Genomic DNA, 17,227 nt, shown 5'->3' with positions numbered 1-17,227 from the left:
CTCATTTGGGTGCCATGCGCAGGGCGCCATCAAGCCGGATTGTTTCGCCATTCAACATCATGTTTTCGCAAATATGACGGACCAACGCGGCATATTCTTGCGGTTTACCCAAACGCGATGGAAAGGGGACGCTTGCACCCAGACTGTCTCTTACGGCCTCAGGCATGCCGGCCATCATCGGCGTTTCAAATATGCCCGGTGCAATGGCAACACACCTTATGCCGAAACGTGCCATCTCGCGTGCTATTGGCAGGGCCATACCCGCAACACCGGCTTTGGATGCCGCATAGGCGACTTGGCCAATCTGCCCATCAAAGGCCGAAATGGAAGAGGTCATGATAATAACACCGCGTTCACCATCAACGCCCGGTTCCTGCCTACTCATCACATCGGCACAAAGCCGCGTCATATTGAATGTGCCGATAAGATTGGTGGTGATTATTTTCGAAAAACGTTCCAGATCATGTGGCCCTTCGCGGCCAACGAGCTTTTCCGCCGGTGCAATACCGGCGCAATTGACAAGCACATCCAGCCTTCCAAATGCACGCTTTGCGCCGTCTACCGCATTGAGGCCGTCATGCTCATTTGTTACATCGGTTTTGATGAAAACCGCCCGTCCCTGGCTTTGCGCAATAAGGTCTTCTTCACCTTTTTTAAGGTCGGCCAGAACCACTTTTCCTCCCGCTGCAACCACCATTCGGCTGACCGCCGCTCCCAGCCCTGAACCAGCACCCGTGACGAGAAAAACACTGTCTTGCAACTTCATGCCGAAGCTCCTTTTTCCAATGCGCTTTGCCGCAACAAAAACCGCTGAATTTTGCCGCTTGGTGTTTTGGGCAGCTCTGAAACAAAGTCGATCAAGCGCGGATAGGCATGGGCTGAAAGGCGTTTGCGGACGTATTTTTGCAAGTCATCAAACAAAGCGTCCGAGGGCTTGAAGCCGTCGTTGAGAACAATGAAGGCTTTGACAATTTCGGTGCGCTCCGGATCCGGTATGCCCACGACCGCAGATTCCCGAACCGCAGCATGTTCCAGCAATGCGCTTTCAACCTCGAACGGGCCTATCCTATAGCCGGACGACGTAATGATATCATCATCGCGGCCGACAAAGCTATATTGGCCGGTTGCTTCCAATAACACCGTATCACCGGTGCGGTAGTAACCGTTGGCGATCGCCGGCGTTTCACGGTTGTGATAGCCTAAAAACCAGAACAATGGCGAGCGGCCAATATCAATGGCCAAAATACCTTGCTGGCCAGGCGGTAGCTCACGGTCATTCTCGTCCAGAACCGCAACGCGGTAACCAGGCATGGCAAAACCGGCAGACCCCGGCAAAAAATCATGGGCAAGCCGATGATGATTATTGACAAACATGCCAAGCTCCGTCTGTCCATAATGGTCATAGATCGGCACATGCAAATGCTCGTCAAACCAGCGAATGACTTCGGGATTAAGCGGTTCGCCCGCGCTTGATACCACACGCAAACGCCCTTTGATTGGCTCTGCCGCTTCAGCCCCCGCCGCAATCAGCAAACGGTAGGCTGTGGGCGCGCCGGCAAGATTGTTGATATCGTATCGGCGGATCATGTCATAGGTCGATCGGGCATTGAAATGCCCATCATAGAAAAGTGTCGTCGCCCCATGGGACAGCGGACCGGTTACCGCGTAATACAGACCGTAGGCCCAACCGGGATCAGCGATATTCCAAAATCGGTCATCTTGGCGCAAATCGATCGCATCACGCATATAAACGTAAAAAGCGTAGAGCGCGAAAAGCGGCACCGCAACGCCTTTGGACAACCCCGTTGTGCCGGATGTCGCCATCATCATGAAGAGATCGGAACCCTTGCGCAAGACCGGTTCAAAATCGGTCGATTGCCGCGCCATCACACGGCGCAGATCAATATCATCTGTATTGTCGATCGTCGTTCCTTCACCTGCATAAACAGCGATAGCAGGACAGTTTTCAACGTCGTTAAGCTTGGGGCGGTTTGCCGGATCGGTGACAATCAGCTTTGCCTGACTAATCGTCAAACGTTGCTGGATGGATTTTGACCCGAAAGCCGTAAACACTGGTTGATAGACACAGCCTGCGCGCCATGTGCCCAATATCACCATCAAAAGTTCAGGCCGCCGCGGTAACATACCCGAGACGACATCACCCGGCCGCAGGCCTAACGATGTCAATACGTTGGCAAACCGGGCAGATTCATCGCGCAGCTCTTCGAAACTATAGCGCGCTTTGTTGCCTCTTTCGTCTTCGAAAATCAGTGCCGTCTTGTGGCTGCCGACATGGCGGTCACAACATTCGATACAGGCATTGATGCCGCGTTCCATATCGCCATCAAAACAATCCGCTAGCGTATCGAGAGAGAAATTTTCCCAAATCTCGGCATAGTCGGCTTCTTCAGACCGCAAAAGCGCTCCACTTTGGCTCATATTATCCTCCCATTCAACCAAGCCCGTAAGCTTGGTGCCGTCTTTATGCTGCGGCTTTTTGATATATTTTTTTTGCCGCTTTTAATTTTCTTCCCTTGCTCAGTTATCGCAAAAGTGTAGCGCATATTTTCTGGCAATCTATAGTCAAAAAAGCTATAATGAATGAGCAGTTTTGCCATATTTTGACTGAAGCTTATGGAGGAAGTATGGAAGAGCGCGGCCTTATCTCAGAGAAATTTGTCTCAGATGCTTTGGCCTGTTTGCAAGCGCAAAATATCGCCCCTTTGGCAATATTGGCAAAAGTCGGATTTGATGCAATTCCAAATCAGCCGGTGAATGCCGAACAATATGGCGCCTTGTGGCTGGCTATGGCAGAAGCCATGAATGACGAGTTTTTCGGTCTTGGTGCGCGCGCCATGCGGCCCGGCAGCTTCACCCTTCTTGGGCATACAGTCTTACATACGCACCATCTTGAACACGCTATCCGACGCGCATTACGGTTTTTGAAAATCATCCTCGATTATCCATGTGGCACATTGCACCGCGAAAACGGCTTGGCCACAATCACATTGGATGACGGCGGCCCACCGCGCTCCGCTTTTGCCTATCGGGCATTCTGGATTCTTCTTCATGGCATCAGCTGTTTTTTGATTGGTCGGCGTATTCCAATCCAGTCGGTGGCCTTCCGGTGCAAACAGCCCGACCATGAAAGCGGCTATGCACTTTTTTTCGGCGCGAAAGTTAATTTCAGCCAGCGCTGCAGTGCCTTGCATTTTTCCGAGCATTATCTAGATCTTCCCATCAAGCGAAGCGAAAAAGCGTTGAAGGATTTTCTCAAAGCTGCCCCTGCCAATATTCTGATGCGCTATCGCCACGATAGCGGTGTGGAAATGGCGGTTCGCAAAAAACTCAGCTATAGAGATTGTGCCAATTGGCCGGATTTTAACACGCTCGCCCGCGAGATGCGCATAGCCCCGTCAACATTGCGCCGTATGTTAATGAACGAAGGCACAAATTATCACGACATCAAAAATTCGCTGCGTCGTGATCGTGCCATACAGCTGCTGGAAACAGGCTTGAGCGTTGCAGATATTTCCGCAAAACTCGGTTTTGCCGAGCCGAGCACCTTTTATCGCGCCTTTGCAAAATGGACAGGCCTGACACCTGCCAAATACCGAATGGATATCAAACAAGCAGGCTGAGCTGCCTTATCTATCAAAGCAGATATTCTTAGAGCGTTTTGCGAAAAGCCCATCTCGCTTTTTGGAAAACGCTCTAGAGCAAGTCTTCTTGATATTGAACCATTGATTTGCTCTAACTCTCTGTTTTACCGCAATTCTTATCCGATAGGAGCAGGATAAAGAATTGATCCAGTGAATCAATTCTCCTGCGGATGCGTTTCACACTTTTCGGGAATTGCTCTAGATATGCACAGCCTTGCCCAAAGCCGCCAATGCGGCTTCATGCAGCGCCTCGGACATGGTGGGATGGGCGTGGATTGTTCCCGCTATATCTTCCAGACATGCACCCATCTCCAAAGCCAAAGCAAAACCGGCGGAAAGCTCTGACACCCCGCTGCCGACGGCCTGAATACCCAAAACCAGATGGTCATCGGCGCGTGCCACAATGCGGATGAAGCCTTCGTCTGCATGCTTGGTCAGTGCTCTTCCATTGGCGCGGAATGGAAAGCTACCCACTAAGACCTGTCCGCGTTCCTGAGCCTGATGGGGCAATAGGCCGACAGCGACAATTTCGGGATCGGTAAAACATACTGCCGGAATAGCGGCAGGGGCGAAACGTCGTTTTTTCCCACCGATAATTTCGGCAACAATAGCCCCTTGCGCCATTGCCCGATGGGCTAACATTGGTTCACCCGTCACATCGCCAATGGCGTAGATTCCAGACATGGACGTGCGGCACTGGTCATCAATACGAATAAAGGAACCTTCCATATCCAGCACCAATTCCTCACGCCCCCAACCATCAAGTTGCGATTTACGCCCGATCGTGACCAGTATCTTTTCCGCTGCAATCAAAAGCGGTTGCCCGGTTGCGTCGCTCACCTGCAAATGCTTTCCATCGGGCGACAATGCTTTTGCTTTTGTCGTCGTTAAAATCTTCATGCCCAGTTCCGCGGCATTTTTTGCAACAGGCTGCGTAAGTTCTTTATCATAGACAGGCAGAAACGCCTCTCCTGCTTCAACAACTGTCACACTCGCCCCCATCTTTGCAAAAGCCATGCCCAATTCCATGCCGATATAACCACCACCGACCACCGCAAGCGACTGCGGGATGTCTTCGAGCGAAAGAATATCGGTCGAAGATAAAACCGGCCCGCCGAAAGGCAGATTGGGCAATGATGCTGGAACGGAACCTGTGGCGATGACAATATTTTCCGCTGTCACGCGGTGCAGTCCGGTTTCACTTTCAATCTCAACATGACGACCATCGCAAAACCGCGCATGACCAAAAATGGTGCGCACACCGGCTTTTTTCAACAAGCCTGCAACTCCTGCAGAAAGACGGCTGACAATCCCGTTTTTCCACGCCATGGTTTTACGCAGATCCAATTGCGGTTTTGCAACGGAAATGCCGAAATTTTGCGGTTGCTCGCAAAGCATGGAAATATTGTGATGAATTTCGGCTGCCTCAATCAGTGCCTTTGATGGAATACAGCCGACTTTCAAGCAGGTGCCGCCCCATTCAGCCGCATCAACAATCATCGTATCGACACCCGCCTTGGCAGCGTTGATCGCGCAGACATAGCCACCCGGGCCGCCGCCAATAACGAGTAATTTGCATGACAGTTCATTCATGATTCTACCCCTCGACGAACAACATTGCCGGTGTTTCAAGTAATGCTTTTATACGCTGCACAAAAACGGCCGCATCATAGCCATCGATTACGCGATGATCGAAGGCCGATGAAAGGTTCATCATCTTGCGGGCGATGAATTGCTGGCCATTCCAAACGGGGCGCATGGCCAGCTTATTGACGCCGATAATGGCAACTTCCGGATAATTGATAATCGGTGTCGACATGATACCGCCTAGCGACCCGAGCGAGGAAAGCGTGATCGTCGATCCGGTCAATTCCGTGCGGGTGGCGGTACCTGCTTTTGCTGCCTGTGACAATCTCGCAATTTCACCGGCGCACCCCCACAAGGTTCTGGCTTCGACATGTTGCACAACAGGCACCATCAGACCTGCAGGGGTTTGGGTGGCTATTCCGATATGAACGGCGTGTGAGACACGAAGGACGCCTGCCCCGTCATCAAAATGCGCATTGATCTGTGGTTGTCCGTCAATGGCCTTGACCATGGCCTGCATGATAAAGGGTAAAAGTGTCAGTTTCGGTTCGCTTCCATCGACACTTTTCTCATTCAGCGCCGAGCGCAGCGTCTCAACCTCCGTCATGTCGATTTCTTCACAATAGGTTATATGCGGAATATGGGCTTTTGATTGCTGCATCTTTTCTGCAATCAACCGCCTTAGACCGACCACCTTTATTTCCTTGCTATCATGTCTTCTGGACAAGCCCTGATGCGATGCGGGATGTTGCTGCGTTGCAAGATATGTATCGATATCAGCGTGAACCACACGACCGGCAGGCCCGCTGCCTTGTATGCGGCGCAAATCAATTCCGGCCTCGCTCGCTCGCAGTCTGACCGCCGGAGAAGCCCGTGGGCGGGAGCGCTCTTTCACCGGTTCATGCATGCGATAAGCAGACCCTGACGTCTCATCCTGCCCAAGCCTTTCATCGTGCTCGAGCTTTTCATTGTGTTTTGGCGTTTTTGTTTCAGCGTCCCGTATTGGCCGCGTTTCCAATGTCCCTTGCCCATCTTCTTCATCGGCTGTATCGACCAACGCATCCCGATGCGTTGCGGCTTGCGCTATGGCGTCATGCTGATCGGTTTCCAAGCGTACCAAAGCCGCACCGGTTGCCACTTTTTCTCCAATTTCAGCCCCTAACCATAAGACCGTTCCCGCCACAGGCGATGGTATTTCCACCGTTGCCTTGTCGGTCATGACAGCGCCGACAATCGCATCCTCGGCAATGAAATCTCCGGGTTTGACATTCCACTCGACAAGTTCCGCTTCTGCAACCCCTTCGCCGACATCGGGCAATTTGATAATAAATTCGGCCATTTCACACAACCTCCATGACATCGCGCATTGCCTGTCCAACGCGGCCCGGCCCGGGGAAATAATCCCATTCCTGCGCATGCGGATAGGGTGTATCCCAGCCGGTGACACGGATGATCGGGGCTTCCAGATCAAAGAAACAATGCTCCTCGACCAATGCGACGAGTTCGGCACCAAAACCCGATGTCATGGTTGCCTCATGCACCACAATGCATCGGCCGGTTTTTTGCACAGAGCGAATAATAGCTGGCAGATCGACCGGTACGAGCGTACGAATGTCGATGATCTCGGCATCAATGCCGGTTTCGTCAGCCGCGGCCAATGCCACGTGAACCATCGTGCCATAGGTCAGAACCGTTAGCGCGGAACCTTCCCTTCGCACGGCGGCTGTGCCAAGTGGAATAGTGTAGTGGCCATCCGGCGTTTCCGCCCAAACATTGCGCGCCCATGGTGTCACCGGCTTTTCATGATGACCGTCAAATGGACCATTATAAAGCCTTTTTGGCTCCAGAAAAACAACCGGATCCGGATCTTCAATTGCCGCAATCAGCAGTCCTTTCGCATCATGCGGCGTGGAAGGCACAACCACTTTGAGGCCTGCAACATGGGTAAACAACGCTTCCGGACTCTGGCTATGGGTCTGGCCGCCAAATATACCGCCGCCTGTGGGCATACGGATGACAAGCGGGCAGGTAAAATCGCCGTTGGACCGATAGCGAATACGTGCGGCCTCTTGTGATATCTGGTCATAGGCAGGATAAAAATAATCCGCAAACTGGATTTCAATACATGGCCGCAATCCGTAGGCTGCCATGCCGATAGCCGCACCGACAATGCCGGATTCACTGATCGGTGTATCAAAGCATCGCTGTTTGCCATATTTTTTTTGCAAGCCCTGTGTGCAGCGGAAAACACCGCCGAAATAGCCGACATCTTCGCCAAAAACGACAACCTTGTTGTCTCGTTCCATCGCAACATCCATGGCCGAGCGGATGGCTTCTATCATTGTCGAACGTGCCATGATCATACCCCCATTTTCTGTCGTTGCTGCCTGAGATGGGACGGCATTTCGGCATAGACTCCCTCAAACATATCTCGCGCTGTAGGATGGCGACCCGAATGTAGCGTGCCAAAGGCTTCTGCTTCTTTTTGCGCCGCGATAACTGTGTCCAGTATTTCGGCTTCCGCCTGCTTATGGCGCTCTTCGCTCCATACGCCTGCAACAATCAGATGCTGTTTCAGCCGTTCGACCGGATCACCCAATGGCCAGACCGTTGACTCATCTTTGGGCCTGTATCCGGTGGGATCATCGGATGTGGAATGCGCGCCTGAGCGATAGGTTACATGCTCGATCAAGGTTGGCCCGTGGTTGCATCGTGCCCTTTCAACCGCCCATTTTGCAACAGCATAAACGGCCAGATAATCGTTGCCATCCACCCGCAACGCTGGAATGCCAAAACCAAGCCCGCGCGCCGCAAACGTCGCGGAGTTACCCCGTGCCATGCCTTGAAACGTCGAGATGGCCCATTGATTATTGACGACGTTGAGCACCACCGGTGCCTGATAGGTCGAAGCAAACACCATTGCCGAATGGAAATCGGATTCTGCTGTCGCGCCGTCTCCCACCCAAGCCGTTGCAATGCGCGTATCACCGGAAAGTGCTGATGCCATGGCCCAGCCAACACCTTGTGCTAGCTGGGTCGCCAGATTGCCCGACAGGGTAAAAAAACCAAATTCCCGCGATGAATACATGACCGGCATCTGACGGCCTTTCAACGGATCGGCAGCATTGGAAAAAATCTGGTTCATCATGCTGACAATCGGATAACCGCCGGCAATCAGCATACCAGCCTGACGGTAGGTGGTGAAGTTCATATCGCCTTGGTGCAGTGCCATGCGAAATGCGCAGCTTACCGCTTCTTCACCCAGATGCTGCATGTAAAATGATGTTTTACCTTGCCGTTGTGCGGTAAACATACGTTGGTCGAAGATGCGCAATGTCATCATATGGCGCAAACCATCCAGCAGGCTTTGATGGCTCAATCCATCGACAGCCCATTCGCCCACCGCATGTCCTGATCTATCCAGAACGCGGATAATCGAAAATGCGAGTTTGCGGATCAAATGCGGCTCGACATCAATCGGCGGGCGCGGTACGGAACCGGCCTTGGGTATTTCCATTGACGAAAAATCCGGCAGATCACCGGGGCGCATTTTGGGTTCCGGTATCTGTAGCAAAAGCGGTCTATAAGCTTCCATCGTCAACCTCCTCCTGTTGATTTTGAAAGACAGCCTATTGCAATGGAAAAAAACTATTCTGGCAAGCCAATAAATAAAGCCGGCCGTTAAAAGGCGAAATACGCCATATTATTTCATGGCAAGACTATTTTTGCTTTTTTTATAACAAAAACGCATCACTTTACTTTCCTAATGCAATACATTGCCCCCTAAAATCGGGGGACTAAAACAGTATCGATCACATCATCATTAGGGTCAGGACCTATTCATTTGAACGAAATGGTATGAGGAAATTTTGTTGAGAACGAGGGGAAGAGCCAAAGGCAATATGAATATCTTCAAGGGGCTTCGACTTGAATTTCAGCAAAATTGACCATATCCCGAAGGCACACAAAAACAGCTTCGATCTGCATGTGAGAAAAGCTCATAGCTAACTATACCACTTGCCTTTCGCTTTCCTTCGCGCATCTCTTTGCTGTTTAGAGCGGTTCCCGATTGATGTAAATCGTCAATCGGATAAGATACCGCGACAAATCAAAAGCTTGAGACGCGCCGGCCTGATAGCATCAGGTCGAAAAGCGCTCTATTTTGCCATATCATTCAAATGAATAAGTCCTGACCCTAGCGTTATTGATCTAAGGCTTTACGGTTGCGCCTGTATTGTGGCGATAATGGCGCCGACTTTTTGAGTTGTATCCTCCAGACATTGGATAGAAAGACAGCCGTTTATCGGTGCAACAATCGCGGTTTCCATTTTCATGGCTTCCATAATGGCAATTTTTTCGCCCTTCTCAACCTTGGCACCATCTTCAACAAGCCAAGTTCTAATAGTGCCAGGTATCGGTGCACAAACATCACCTGCATTTTGTTGTCTTTGCTCGTCGGATGGAAATTGGCTTGCGGCTGCAGAAAAGCCACCCAATTGCCGCAGAAATGCACTGGGTAGCCCCAGTTCAACGCGTTTCCCATCAAGCTCGATCATAAACCGGCTAACGCTTTCCTCTTTCATTTCGCCACGGGCTGCCATTGCCATGGGCTCGGCAAAGTCGGTCTCGATCCAGCGGGTGTGAATTTTAAATCCGTCATGTCCGATAAAATCAGGGTGTTTAACGGCAAGACGGTGGAACGGCAAAACCGAAGCGACACCTTCAATCTCGAATTCTGCCAAAGCACGAACGGCGCGGGCCAGCGCTTGCGCGCGTGTTTGACCGGTTACAATAAGCTTTGCCATCATCGAGTCAAACATCGGGGCCACGGCGTCTCCCGCCGTCACGCCACTATCAAGACGCACACCTAGACCCGATGGGGGATTGAAACGGGTTATTTCACCGGGCGAAGGCAAAAAACCGCGTCCGACATCTTCTGCATTAATGCGAAACTCAATCGCATGGCCCATCGGTTCCGGTGTTTCGGTGATGCTTAAGGCCAAGCCATCGGCAATACGCAATTGCTCCACAACCAGATCAATTCCCGTCGTCTCTTCTGTAACCGGATGCTCAACCTGCAAGCGTGTATTGACTTCAAGAAAGGATACAACGCCGTTTTTACCCAGCAGAAATTCCACCGTTCCGGCACCGCAATATTTTGCCTCACGGCATATATCGGCTGCAGCATTATGGATACGCTTGCGCTCATCATCCGTTAAAAAAGGTGCTGGTGCTTCCTCGATCAGTTTCTGATTTCGCCGCTGCATCGAGCAATCGCGTGTTCCGACAACCACAACATGACCATGTGTATCGGCGATAATTTGCGCTTCGACGTGGCGCGGACGATCAAGAAATTGCTCGACATAGCATTCACCGCGGCCAAAGGCGGTCTCCGCCTCCCGAACGGCCGAATGATATAACTCGTCGACATCCTGTGCCTTCCATACGACTTTCATTCCGCGCCCGCCGCCGCCATGCGCAGCTTTAATCGCAACAGGGTAGCCATGGGTAGCAGCAAAAGCAGCAACCTCGTCACTGCTCTCGACCATGCCTTTACTCCCGGCCACCAATGGCGCTCCTACGCGCTGCGCTATCAAACGGGCCTGCACCTTGTCGCCCAAGAGATCGATAACCTTTGGCGATGGGCCAATCCAGATTAGGCCGGCGTCGATAACACGGCGGGCAAACTCCGAACTTTCCGATAAAAAGCCATAACCGGGATGCACCGCATCCGCATGGCACCTTTTGGCAATCGCAAGAATTTTATCAATGTTAAGATATGTTTCTTGTGGCGTATATCCATCAAGGGCATAAGCTTCGTCGGCATGTTTGACAAACAAGGCGGCATTGTCGGCATCAGCGTAGACAGCGACAGACGCTACGCCATAATCCCGTGCGGCACGGATGACACGCAGGGCAATCTCACCGCGATTGGCAATCAATATTTTTTTCATTTTTCACCTCTTTGCGGATAAATCAGATCTATCTTATGTTGGGCCGCAGATCTGCTTTAACTCTTTTTTTTACCGCAATTCCCGAAAACCGCTTCACACTTTCCGGGAATTGCGGCTGATCACAAATTAAGACTGTTTTTTGCAAAACGATTCAGCGGGTTGAAACGGATGAAGCAGCCAACAGGAATTTGCGCTGCCAGATCAAGATGGTGCCGCGCCACATTGCCTATGACCGGGTAGCCACCCGTCAATGGCCGATCACGCAGAAAAAGTACCGGCTGCCCATTTGCAGGGACCTGGATCGCACCGGTGACGGTTCCTTCACTTGGCAATTCATCCGTAATGGCACGTCCCAAAGGCCTCTCACCTTTAAGCCGCATGCCGACACGGCTTGTCTGCGCACTCACACACCAAGGCTGCTCACGCAGCAAACGGATAGCTTCATCCGTAAACCAGTTCGTACGCGGCCCTAAAACAATATCAAGCACAACCGTATCGCCTGCTGCGGGCATCAAAAATGCATCTGAAGACTCGAGCTCCACCGGTGCACAATGCTTGTCTCTACGGATATATAAAAGGCTTGACTGAACGACCGGTTCAGGCCCCAGATTGGCCAATGTATCGCGCGAGGCACTGCCGAGAACCATTGGCACATCAAAACCACCTCTGACCGCCATATAGCAGCGAAATCCAACACTGGCCGAACCAATGGTAAGTCGGTCGCCTTTTTCAACGGCTACAGGTTTGTTCTTTGCCACATCAAGACGGACACCTGAATCCGTCTCAATCGTCATTGGGCAGGACGCACCGGTAAATGCTACAACAGCCGCGTCAAGCGCCTTTAACGTTATTTGGCCAAAGGTTATTTCCAAGATACAGGATTGACTATCATTTCCAACCAGACGATTGGCATTTGCCATGGCAGATTGGTCAAGTGCTCCAGAAGGCGATAGTCCTTGTGCGGCTTGCAAAGGCCTCCCCTGATCCTCAATAAAGGCTGGCATTAAAGTCGATAAAACTTCGAACCCTGCAATGCGGTATTGCTCTTTCGTCGATTTCACAACAGGCGCCTGTTTCAGTTTTTGCAACTGCGTCCCGCTTACACGGACCGGATTCTGCCGTGTAGCAGCATCGACAAACTTAACCCGCATACCCGGTTGCAGCAATGCAGGGGGCTGGCGTTCCAGATCAAACATTTTGACATCCGTTACACCGAGCAACTGCCACCCACCGGGGCTTGCCTGAGGATAGATACCGCTGAATTTTCCTGCCAGAGCGACAGAACCGGCGGGTATAACAGTCCGCGGACTTTGTCGCCGCGGGACATCAAAAATCGGATCACCGCCACTTAGATAAGCAAATCCGGGAGCAAACCCTGTAAAGGCAACGGTGTAATCGCTCTCGGTATGGCGACGGACAACGTCCTCGCGTGTCAGCTTCAAGAGGCGGGCAACATCGTCTAGATCTTCACCATTATAAACGACAGGTATCTCAACACACTGTTCACCGACCTCGCGCTGTTTATTCGGCTCCATTGCAGATATAGCAGATTGCAATATGCGAGAATTGGTCAGGCTCGGTTCAAAAGCAATAAGCAGCGTTCTTGCAGCCGGCACAATTTCAACAACCCCGGCAAGTCTTGCGTTGCTAAGCGCATCAAACAAAGCCAAAGTTTTGGCAAGATCAGTCAATTCAATTAAAAAGCTGACATCATTTACGGGCAGAAAAAGCATTGATAAACCCGTTTCAACAATCAATGAATGAGCGCAAAGCAATTCCGGCATCGGCGAGATGTTGCTTGACAGAACGCGCCATCGCTACAGCTTCAGGATTATCGCCATGAAGACATATGGATTGCGCCTCGATGTTAACCAAAGAGCCATCTATGGCCGTGATTGTTCCGGTCTTCACCAGTTGCACCATGCGTTCACCAACCTGACCGCTATCGTGCAATACCGCGCCGTCCTGCTTTCTTGGAACAAGCGTGCCATCGGATTGGTAGGCACGATCGGCAAAAGCTTCTGCAACAACCTTTAGTCCGCATTGTTGCGCAAATTCGACCAAAGGAGAGCCTGCCAAAGCCATAAGCACCAGGTCGGGATCAATCGCTTTTATACCATCAATCACGGCTTCCGCCTGCCGCATATCATGGGCAATGGTATTATATAATGCACCATGCGGTTTGACATAGGAAACACGCATATTGGCCGCTTTGGCGAGCCCTTGCAAGGCGCCGATTTGATAGATGACATCACCTTTCAATTCTGGCGACGATGGATCCATATTGCGACGACCAAATCCAACCAGATCCCGATAGCCGATATGGGCACCAATATGAACATGATTCAAACGTGCCGCTTCCAAGGTTTGCAGAATACCCACCGGATCACCAGCATGAAAACCACAGGCGACATTGGCACTTGTGACAATTGACAACATTTGGCTGTCATCACCCATTTTCCAAAGCCCGAAGCTCTCTCCAAGATCGCTGTTTAAATCGATCGACGGCATCGACGTCCCTCCCCTTAACCTCGTAAAACCGGCTACTATCATTGATAACCGATCATGATTGTTGAACAATTTATAATGGATTGTAGAGCATTACAATATGTTTTATACTTCCCCGACGATTTCCAAAGCATGGCCAGCAGCGTCTATGGCAGCGATATCGCGTCACGCGCATGCCAGTGGGTAAAATTTTACAATGAAAGAAAAACGCCAAACAATAGAGCAAAAAATTCGGGATGAAGGCATGGTCCCTTCTCTGTCGGATCAGGTAGCAGCCGCTATTCGGTCCGATATATTGGAGGGCCATTACCACCCCGGCGACCATCTTTCCGAAGTGGCTTTATGCAGCAAACTTGATGTATCACGCAACACGCTGCGTGAGGCATTTCGGAGTCTGACCAAAGACAATCTTTTGCAATATCATGCCAATCGTGGCGTCTTTGTTACCGTGCCTGATCTCGCCTCAATTATGGATGTCTACAATGTCCGGCGCATCATTGAAGTCGGCGCCATCGCCCAATCACGCCCAACGCATCCCGCACTTTTATATATCGAGAAAGCGGTGGATGATGGTGAGAGATTTTCCGCTCTTGAACAGTGGCAAGATGTCGGCACCGCCGACATTCATTTTCACCATGGACTTGTTTTATTGGCCGATAGCCAGCGCTTGTCAAAACAGTTTTCGCAACTGGTTGTCGAGCTCAGGCTGATTTTCGGCTTAATCAACGACAGCCGTTATCTTCACACGTCTTTTATTGCAACCAATCGGTCTATTCTGCAACTGTTACAAACAGATAAAGTGAGGGAGGCGGCTGAACTATTAAAACGATATCTGATGGATTCAGAACGCATGATCCTTGCAGCCTACGCAAAGCGTAAAGTATAAGAGCAGAGGCCGAAGGACCCGTTTTCTTTCCAGCTCAGCCCATCGCTTTATCGTATGGCGATGACCTTTTGCAGGGCATTGTTGCCGGTTTCACCCTTATCGATATAGATGAAATATTTCTGGCCATCCGAACGTTGCATAATGATATTGATGCCTTGAAACTGTTGCATCAGCTCATCTATGCTATTCACTTGCACATTATCAATCAACAGCGCAGCACCAAAGTAATTATCATCAAATTTCGAGATAATGAAATTCTGCTTGCTGGCTTTATCGCTTGTTTCAAGATCAATGTGCTCAATATCGGCTATAACCTTTTCTCGATCCGATCCGGTATATTTGAACCGCAATTCCATCATATAAGTTGCGTTTAAATTCTTATCATGATTGCGCTTGATAATAATTCCAGCCACAAGCGATTGTCCGGCAAACAAAGTGTCAGATTTCGCCGCATATTCACGAATGCCAGCAGCATTGGTTGTCAATGGCAGAACCGACCAATTGACTTGTGCTGAGGCCAGTTTGTGCCATTTTTTATCCGCACCCCAATCATACAACATGGCTGTGGATAGTGCGGGCGCAGCAGATTTCGCTGTATCAGTCGTTTGTTCCGCATTCGCTGTGGTCGCAGATGCGGCTTCTGTCAGCGATGATGTATAGGGCGTATCATCGCTCAAAAGCGCGTTGAGGTCATCCGTAGCAGATGTTTTTTCAAACTCTGTTTTGGATTCCGATTTGCGCGGTTCAGAAGTTTTGTTCATGAACGCATCGTCACGTGCAATGTGGGTTTGCTGCGCACTGACCTCAGAGCCATCCGCCAACAAACGGAAGTCACTCTTACTGGTTATCACTTTACCTTTAGCCACATCGCTCGGCTGAAGCGGTTTCTTTCCGTCGGTCGTTTGTATCGCATTATCCGCAATCTTCGTTGCCGGGGTATCCCGCTGATCGGTACCGAAAAGCATACTGAAAATAAAATAGGCGACAATGCAAAGAAAGAGAATAATCGTTCCATTGACGACATAAGCGATTTTTTCGATGTTGAAGAAACTCCGAACCTTTTTGTCATCTCGTAAGCGTTGCCTGCCATGACGATTGTCAGCATTCGTAGCGACAGAAATCGTTTGTTCCGTTTGGGCCTCTTTGTTAGGCCGGCGGTCATCGTTCGCTGGATAACACTGATTATCGATACTTTCGGCTGGAAAGCGTTCAGCTGTTTCGTTTACCTCGTTTTGTATCTCGATCCGCACGGTCTGTGGGTTAAGCTTGGAACCTTCTTCTTTATTAGACGCCTGTTTGACATCGCTGTGCGGTTGTTTCAGAAATTCCGGTAAAGCACCCTCGTCACTCCCTCGCGTCTTTTCCTCCGCCGGTAGCGCATCCAAGGATGCTATTTGGTCAAAAGGGGACGGCTCCCGATCCTCCGTATCCTCTGCGACCGGCGGCTGTTCTTCTGTCTTTTTAACCTCGCTCTGTGCTGATCGGCTGTCTTCCCGATTCCGGTTCAAGTTTTGTGGATATGGATTTGAACGGTAAGCCGAGGGCGCACCAAAGGCTGCATACATATTATCCGTTTGTAACGAGAAATTCGGGATAGCGCTGTCGCTATCGATGCTGAAATCCTCCACGGGGCGTTTCGGTTTTTGCTCCTGATAGGCACCGTCCGGGTTGGTCTGCAGTATCTCGTTCCGTTCGATCTGCGTTTTTTCAACAGTGTGACCAGTTTTTTCGTTTAATGGTCTATTCACAGAAGACAAACTCTGAGGCTGGGCTTTGACCTCGCTTTGCTGAACGTTTTTTTGCGCGGCAACTTCCACTGTGTTTTCAAAACGTCGGCTGGTCTGCATTTTTAGTTGTTGCAAGGCTGCCGAAAATTGTTCGCCACTTTCGTCTTTCGAGCCATTTCTCATGCTTTTGTCCGGTGTAGCTGAAACCGGTTTTACAAAGCTTTCCGCGCGGATGGCGGGTGTACTATCACTGGAATTTTGCTGTGAATGGCTTACAACCTCTGCCGTATTTTTCTGCTGCCCGAAATTAGCCTTTGGAAGGCCATCCATCTCGTCCCTCACCCTTTGATGAACAGGGTTTGCATGGGTTGCCGGACTGGACAAAGTTGGATGGTTGGTTTTGATGTGCCTTTCGGCGACCGCATCTAATTGATCAAAATTATCTTCAATATCAAGTTCATCTTCGACATCGGCGAAAGATTTATCCAATGGCGCTATCGCACCGGATTTTTTCAACTCGCTCATAATCGTTTCAGAAATATAATAGGTCTCGATATCCATAATTGCTTTTTCAAGCATAGCCCGATGCTGTTTAACAACCGGCTCTGCCGCTTCGACCTCCAGCAATTTCATGTCGATGGCCAGGCGTGCCTTAATATAGATATGGCGCCTGAAGGACGCAGTCGGATTTTGCCGATGCGCTATCGCTTTCTTGAGTAAGGCGACATATTTGGTCATGATGATCTGCAATATCCTTTGGCTGTTAAATCGGGGTGACCCAGCCTGTTATTGGGGGGGTACAGGCTGGGTCTGAAAGGCTATGTTGTAGTGTGCGGCTGGGGTCATTAGCCGCTGTCCCATAGCCTTTCATCTTTGAACGAAAATACGCCGCATGCGATACGT

General features: G+C 50.6%; 12 protein-coding genes. 2 read left to right on the top strand and 10 right to left on the bottom strand.

Annotated elements, in window-relative coordinates:
• Position 1: 1 nt before the first annotated feature.
• Positions 2 to 766: a 3-hydroxyacyl-CoA dehydrogenase gene (locus ACYSNS_RS13505; protein ID WP_461723698.1), complete on the bottom strand. Its 765-nt coding sequence runs from the start codon at positions 764 to 766 to the stop codon at positions 2 to 4.
• Positions 763 to 2,439: an AMP-binding protein gene (locus ACYSNS_RS13500; protein WP_461723697.1), complete on the bottom strand. Its 1,677-nt coding sequence runs from the start codon at positions 2,437 to 2,439 to the stop codon at positions 763 to 765. Before ACYSNS_RS13500 ends, ACYSNS_RS13505 begins: the two co-directional genes overlap by 4 nt.
• A 206-nt stretch (positions 2,440 to 2,645) precedes the next feature.
• Between ACYSNS_RS13500 and ACYSNS_RS13495 the strand changes: the two genes are divergently transcribed.
• Positions 2,646 to 3,641 carry an AraC family transcriptional regulator gene (locus ACYSNS_RS13495; RefSeq protein ID WP_461723696.1) on the top strand — a complete coding sequence of 332 codons (996 nt, stop codon included), beginning with the start codon at positions 2,646 to 2,648 and terminating at the stop codon, positions 3,639 to 3,641.
• A gap of 219 nt (positions 3,642 to 3,860) precedes the next feature.
• Here the strand turns inward: ACYSNS_RS13495 and lpdA are convergent, their stop codons facing one another.
• The 7 genes from lpdA to ACYSNS_RS13460 all read right to left on the bottom strand — a co-directional run bounded on the left by lpdA (position 3,861) and on the right by ACYSNS_RS13460 (position 13,714).
• A complete protein-coding gene (gene lpdA / locus ACYSNS_RS13490; RefSeq protein ID WP_461723695.1) occupies positions 3,861 to 5,255 on the bottom strand; it encodes a dihydrolipoyl dehydrogenase in 1,395 nt (464 codons plus the stop codon).
• 4 nt (positions 5,256 to 5,259) lie between these two features.
• Positions 5,260 to 6,588, bottom strand: a complete 1,329-nt coding sequence (locus ACYSNS_RS13485; RefSeq protein ID WP_461723694.1) for a dihydrolipoamide acetyltransferase family protein — start codon at positions 6,586 to 6,588, stop codon at positions 5,260 to 5,262.
• Between the two features lies 1 nt (position 6,589).
• On the bottom strand, positions 6,590 to 7,606 hold the full coding sequence (locus ACYSNS_RS13480; RefSeq protein ID WP_461723693.1) for an alpha-ketoacid dehydrogenase subunit beta: 1,017 nt from the start codon (positions 7,604 to 7,606) through the stop codon (positions 6,590 to 6,592).
• 2 nt (positions 7,607 to 7,608) lie between these two features.
• Entirely contained in the window at positions 7,609 to 8,844 is a 1,236-nt protein-coding gene (locus tag ACYSNS_RS13475; RefSeq protein WP_461723692.1) for a thiamine pyrophosphate-dependent enzyme, read from the bottom strand.
• Between the two features lie 622 nt (positions 8,845 to 9,466).
• Positions 9,467 to 11,203 carry an acetyl/propionyl/methylcrotonyl-CoA carboxylase subunit alpha gene (locus ACYSNS_RS13470; RefSeq protein ID WP_461723691.1) on the bottom strand — a complete coding sequence of 579 codons (1,737 nt, stop codon included), beginning with the start codon at positions 11,201 to 11,203 and terminating at the stop codon, positions 9,467 to 9,469.
• Positions 11,204 to 11,322: 119 nt separating this feature from the next.
• A complete protein-coding gene (gene pxpB / locus ACYSNS_RS13465; RefSeq protein WP_461723690.1) occupies positions 11,323 to 12,936 on the bottom strand; it encodes a 5-oxoprolinase subunit PxpB in 1,614 nt (537 codons plus the stop codon).
• Positions 12,937 to 12,949: 13 nt separating this feature from the next.
• Complete coding sequence (locus ACYSNS_RS13460; protein WP_461723689.1) at positions 12,950 to 13,714, bottom strand: LamB/YcsF family protein; 765 nt, start codon at positions 13,712 to 13,714, stop codon at positions 12,950 to 12,952.
• A gap of 193 nt (positions 13,715 to 13,907) precedes the next feature.
• Between ACYSNS_RS13460 and ACYSNS_RS13455 the strand changes: the two genes are divergently transcribed.
• On the top strand, positions 13,908 to 14,597 hold the full coding sequence (locus ACYSNS_RS13455; protein WP_461723688.1) for a GntR family transcriptional regulator: 690 nt from the start codon (positions 13,908 to 13,910) through the stop codon (positions 14,595 to 14,597).
• 47 nt (positions 14,598 to 14,644) lie between these two features.
• Here the strand turns inward: ACYSNS_RS13455 and ACYSNS_RS13450 are convergent, their stop codons facing one another.
• The gene (locus ACYSNS_RS13450) at positions 14,645 to 17,062 is read right to left on the bottom strand and encodes a hypothetical protein (protein ID WP_461723687.1); all 2,418 of its coding nucleotides are present in this window, start codon (positions 17,060 to 17,062) and stop codon (positions 14,645 to 14,647) included.
• Positions 17,063 to 17,227 lie beyond the last annotated feature (165 nt).

The sequence above is a fragment of the Bartonella sp. LJL80 genome (genome assembly GCF_054871565.1).
Note: the sequence above shows the minus strand (reverse complement) of the source record. Positions and strands in the feature narration are given on the sequence as shown.

Coding starts and splice junctions, on each gene's coding strand:
- ACYSNS_RS13505 (WP_461723698.1), bottom strand. CDS start 766: ATGAAGTTGCAAGACAGTGTTTTTCTCGTCACGGGTGCTGGTTCAGGG.
- ACYSNS_RS13500 (WP_461723697.1), bottom strand. CDS start 2,439: ATGAGCCAAAGTGGAGCGCTTTTGCGGTCTGAAGAAGCCGACTATGCC.
- ACYSNS_RS13495 (WP_461723696.1), top strand. CDS start 2,646: ATGGAAGAGCGCGGCCTTATCTCAGAGAAATTTGTCTCAGATGCTTTG.
- lpdA (WP_461723695.1), bottom strand. CDS start 5,255: ATGAATGAACTGTCATGCAAATTACTCGTTATTGGCGGCGGCCCGGGT.
- ACYSNS_RS13485 (WP_461723694.1), bottom strand. CDS start 6,588: ATGGCCGAATTTATTATCAAATTGCCCGATGTCGGCGAAGGGGTTGCA.
- ACYSNS_RS13480 (WP_461723693.1), bottom strand. CDS start 7,606: ATGGCACGTTCGACAATGATAGAAGCCATCCGCTCGGCCATGGATGTT.
- ACYSNS_RS13475 (WP_461723692.1), bottom strand. CDS start 8,844: ATGGAAGCTTATAGACCGCTTTTGCTACAGATACCGGAACCCAAAATG.
- ACYSNS_RS13470 (WP_461723691.1), bottom strand. CDS start 11,203: ATGAAAAAAATATTGATTGCCAATCGCGGTGAGATTGCCCTGCGTGTC.
- pxpB (WP_461723690.1), bottom strand. CDS start 12,936: ATGCTTTTTCTGCCCGTAAATGATGTCAGCTTTTTAATTGAATTGACT.
- ACYSNS_RS13460 (WP_461723689.1), bottom strand. CDS start 13,714: ATGCCGTCGATCGATTTAAACAGCGATCTTGGAGAGAGCTTCGGGCTT.
- ACYSNS_RS13455 (WP_461723688.1), top strand. CDS start 13,908: ATGAAAGAAAAACGCCAAACAATAGAGCAAAAAATTCGGGATGAAGGC.
- ACYSNS_RS13450 (WP_461723687.1), bottom strand. CDS start 17,062: ATGACCAAATATGTCGCCTTACTCAAGAAAGCGATAGCGCATCGGCAA.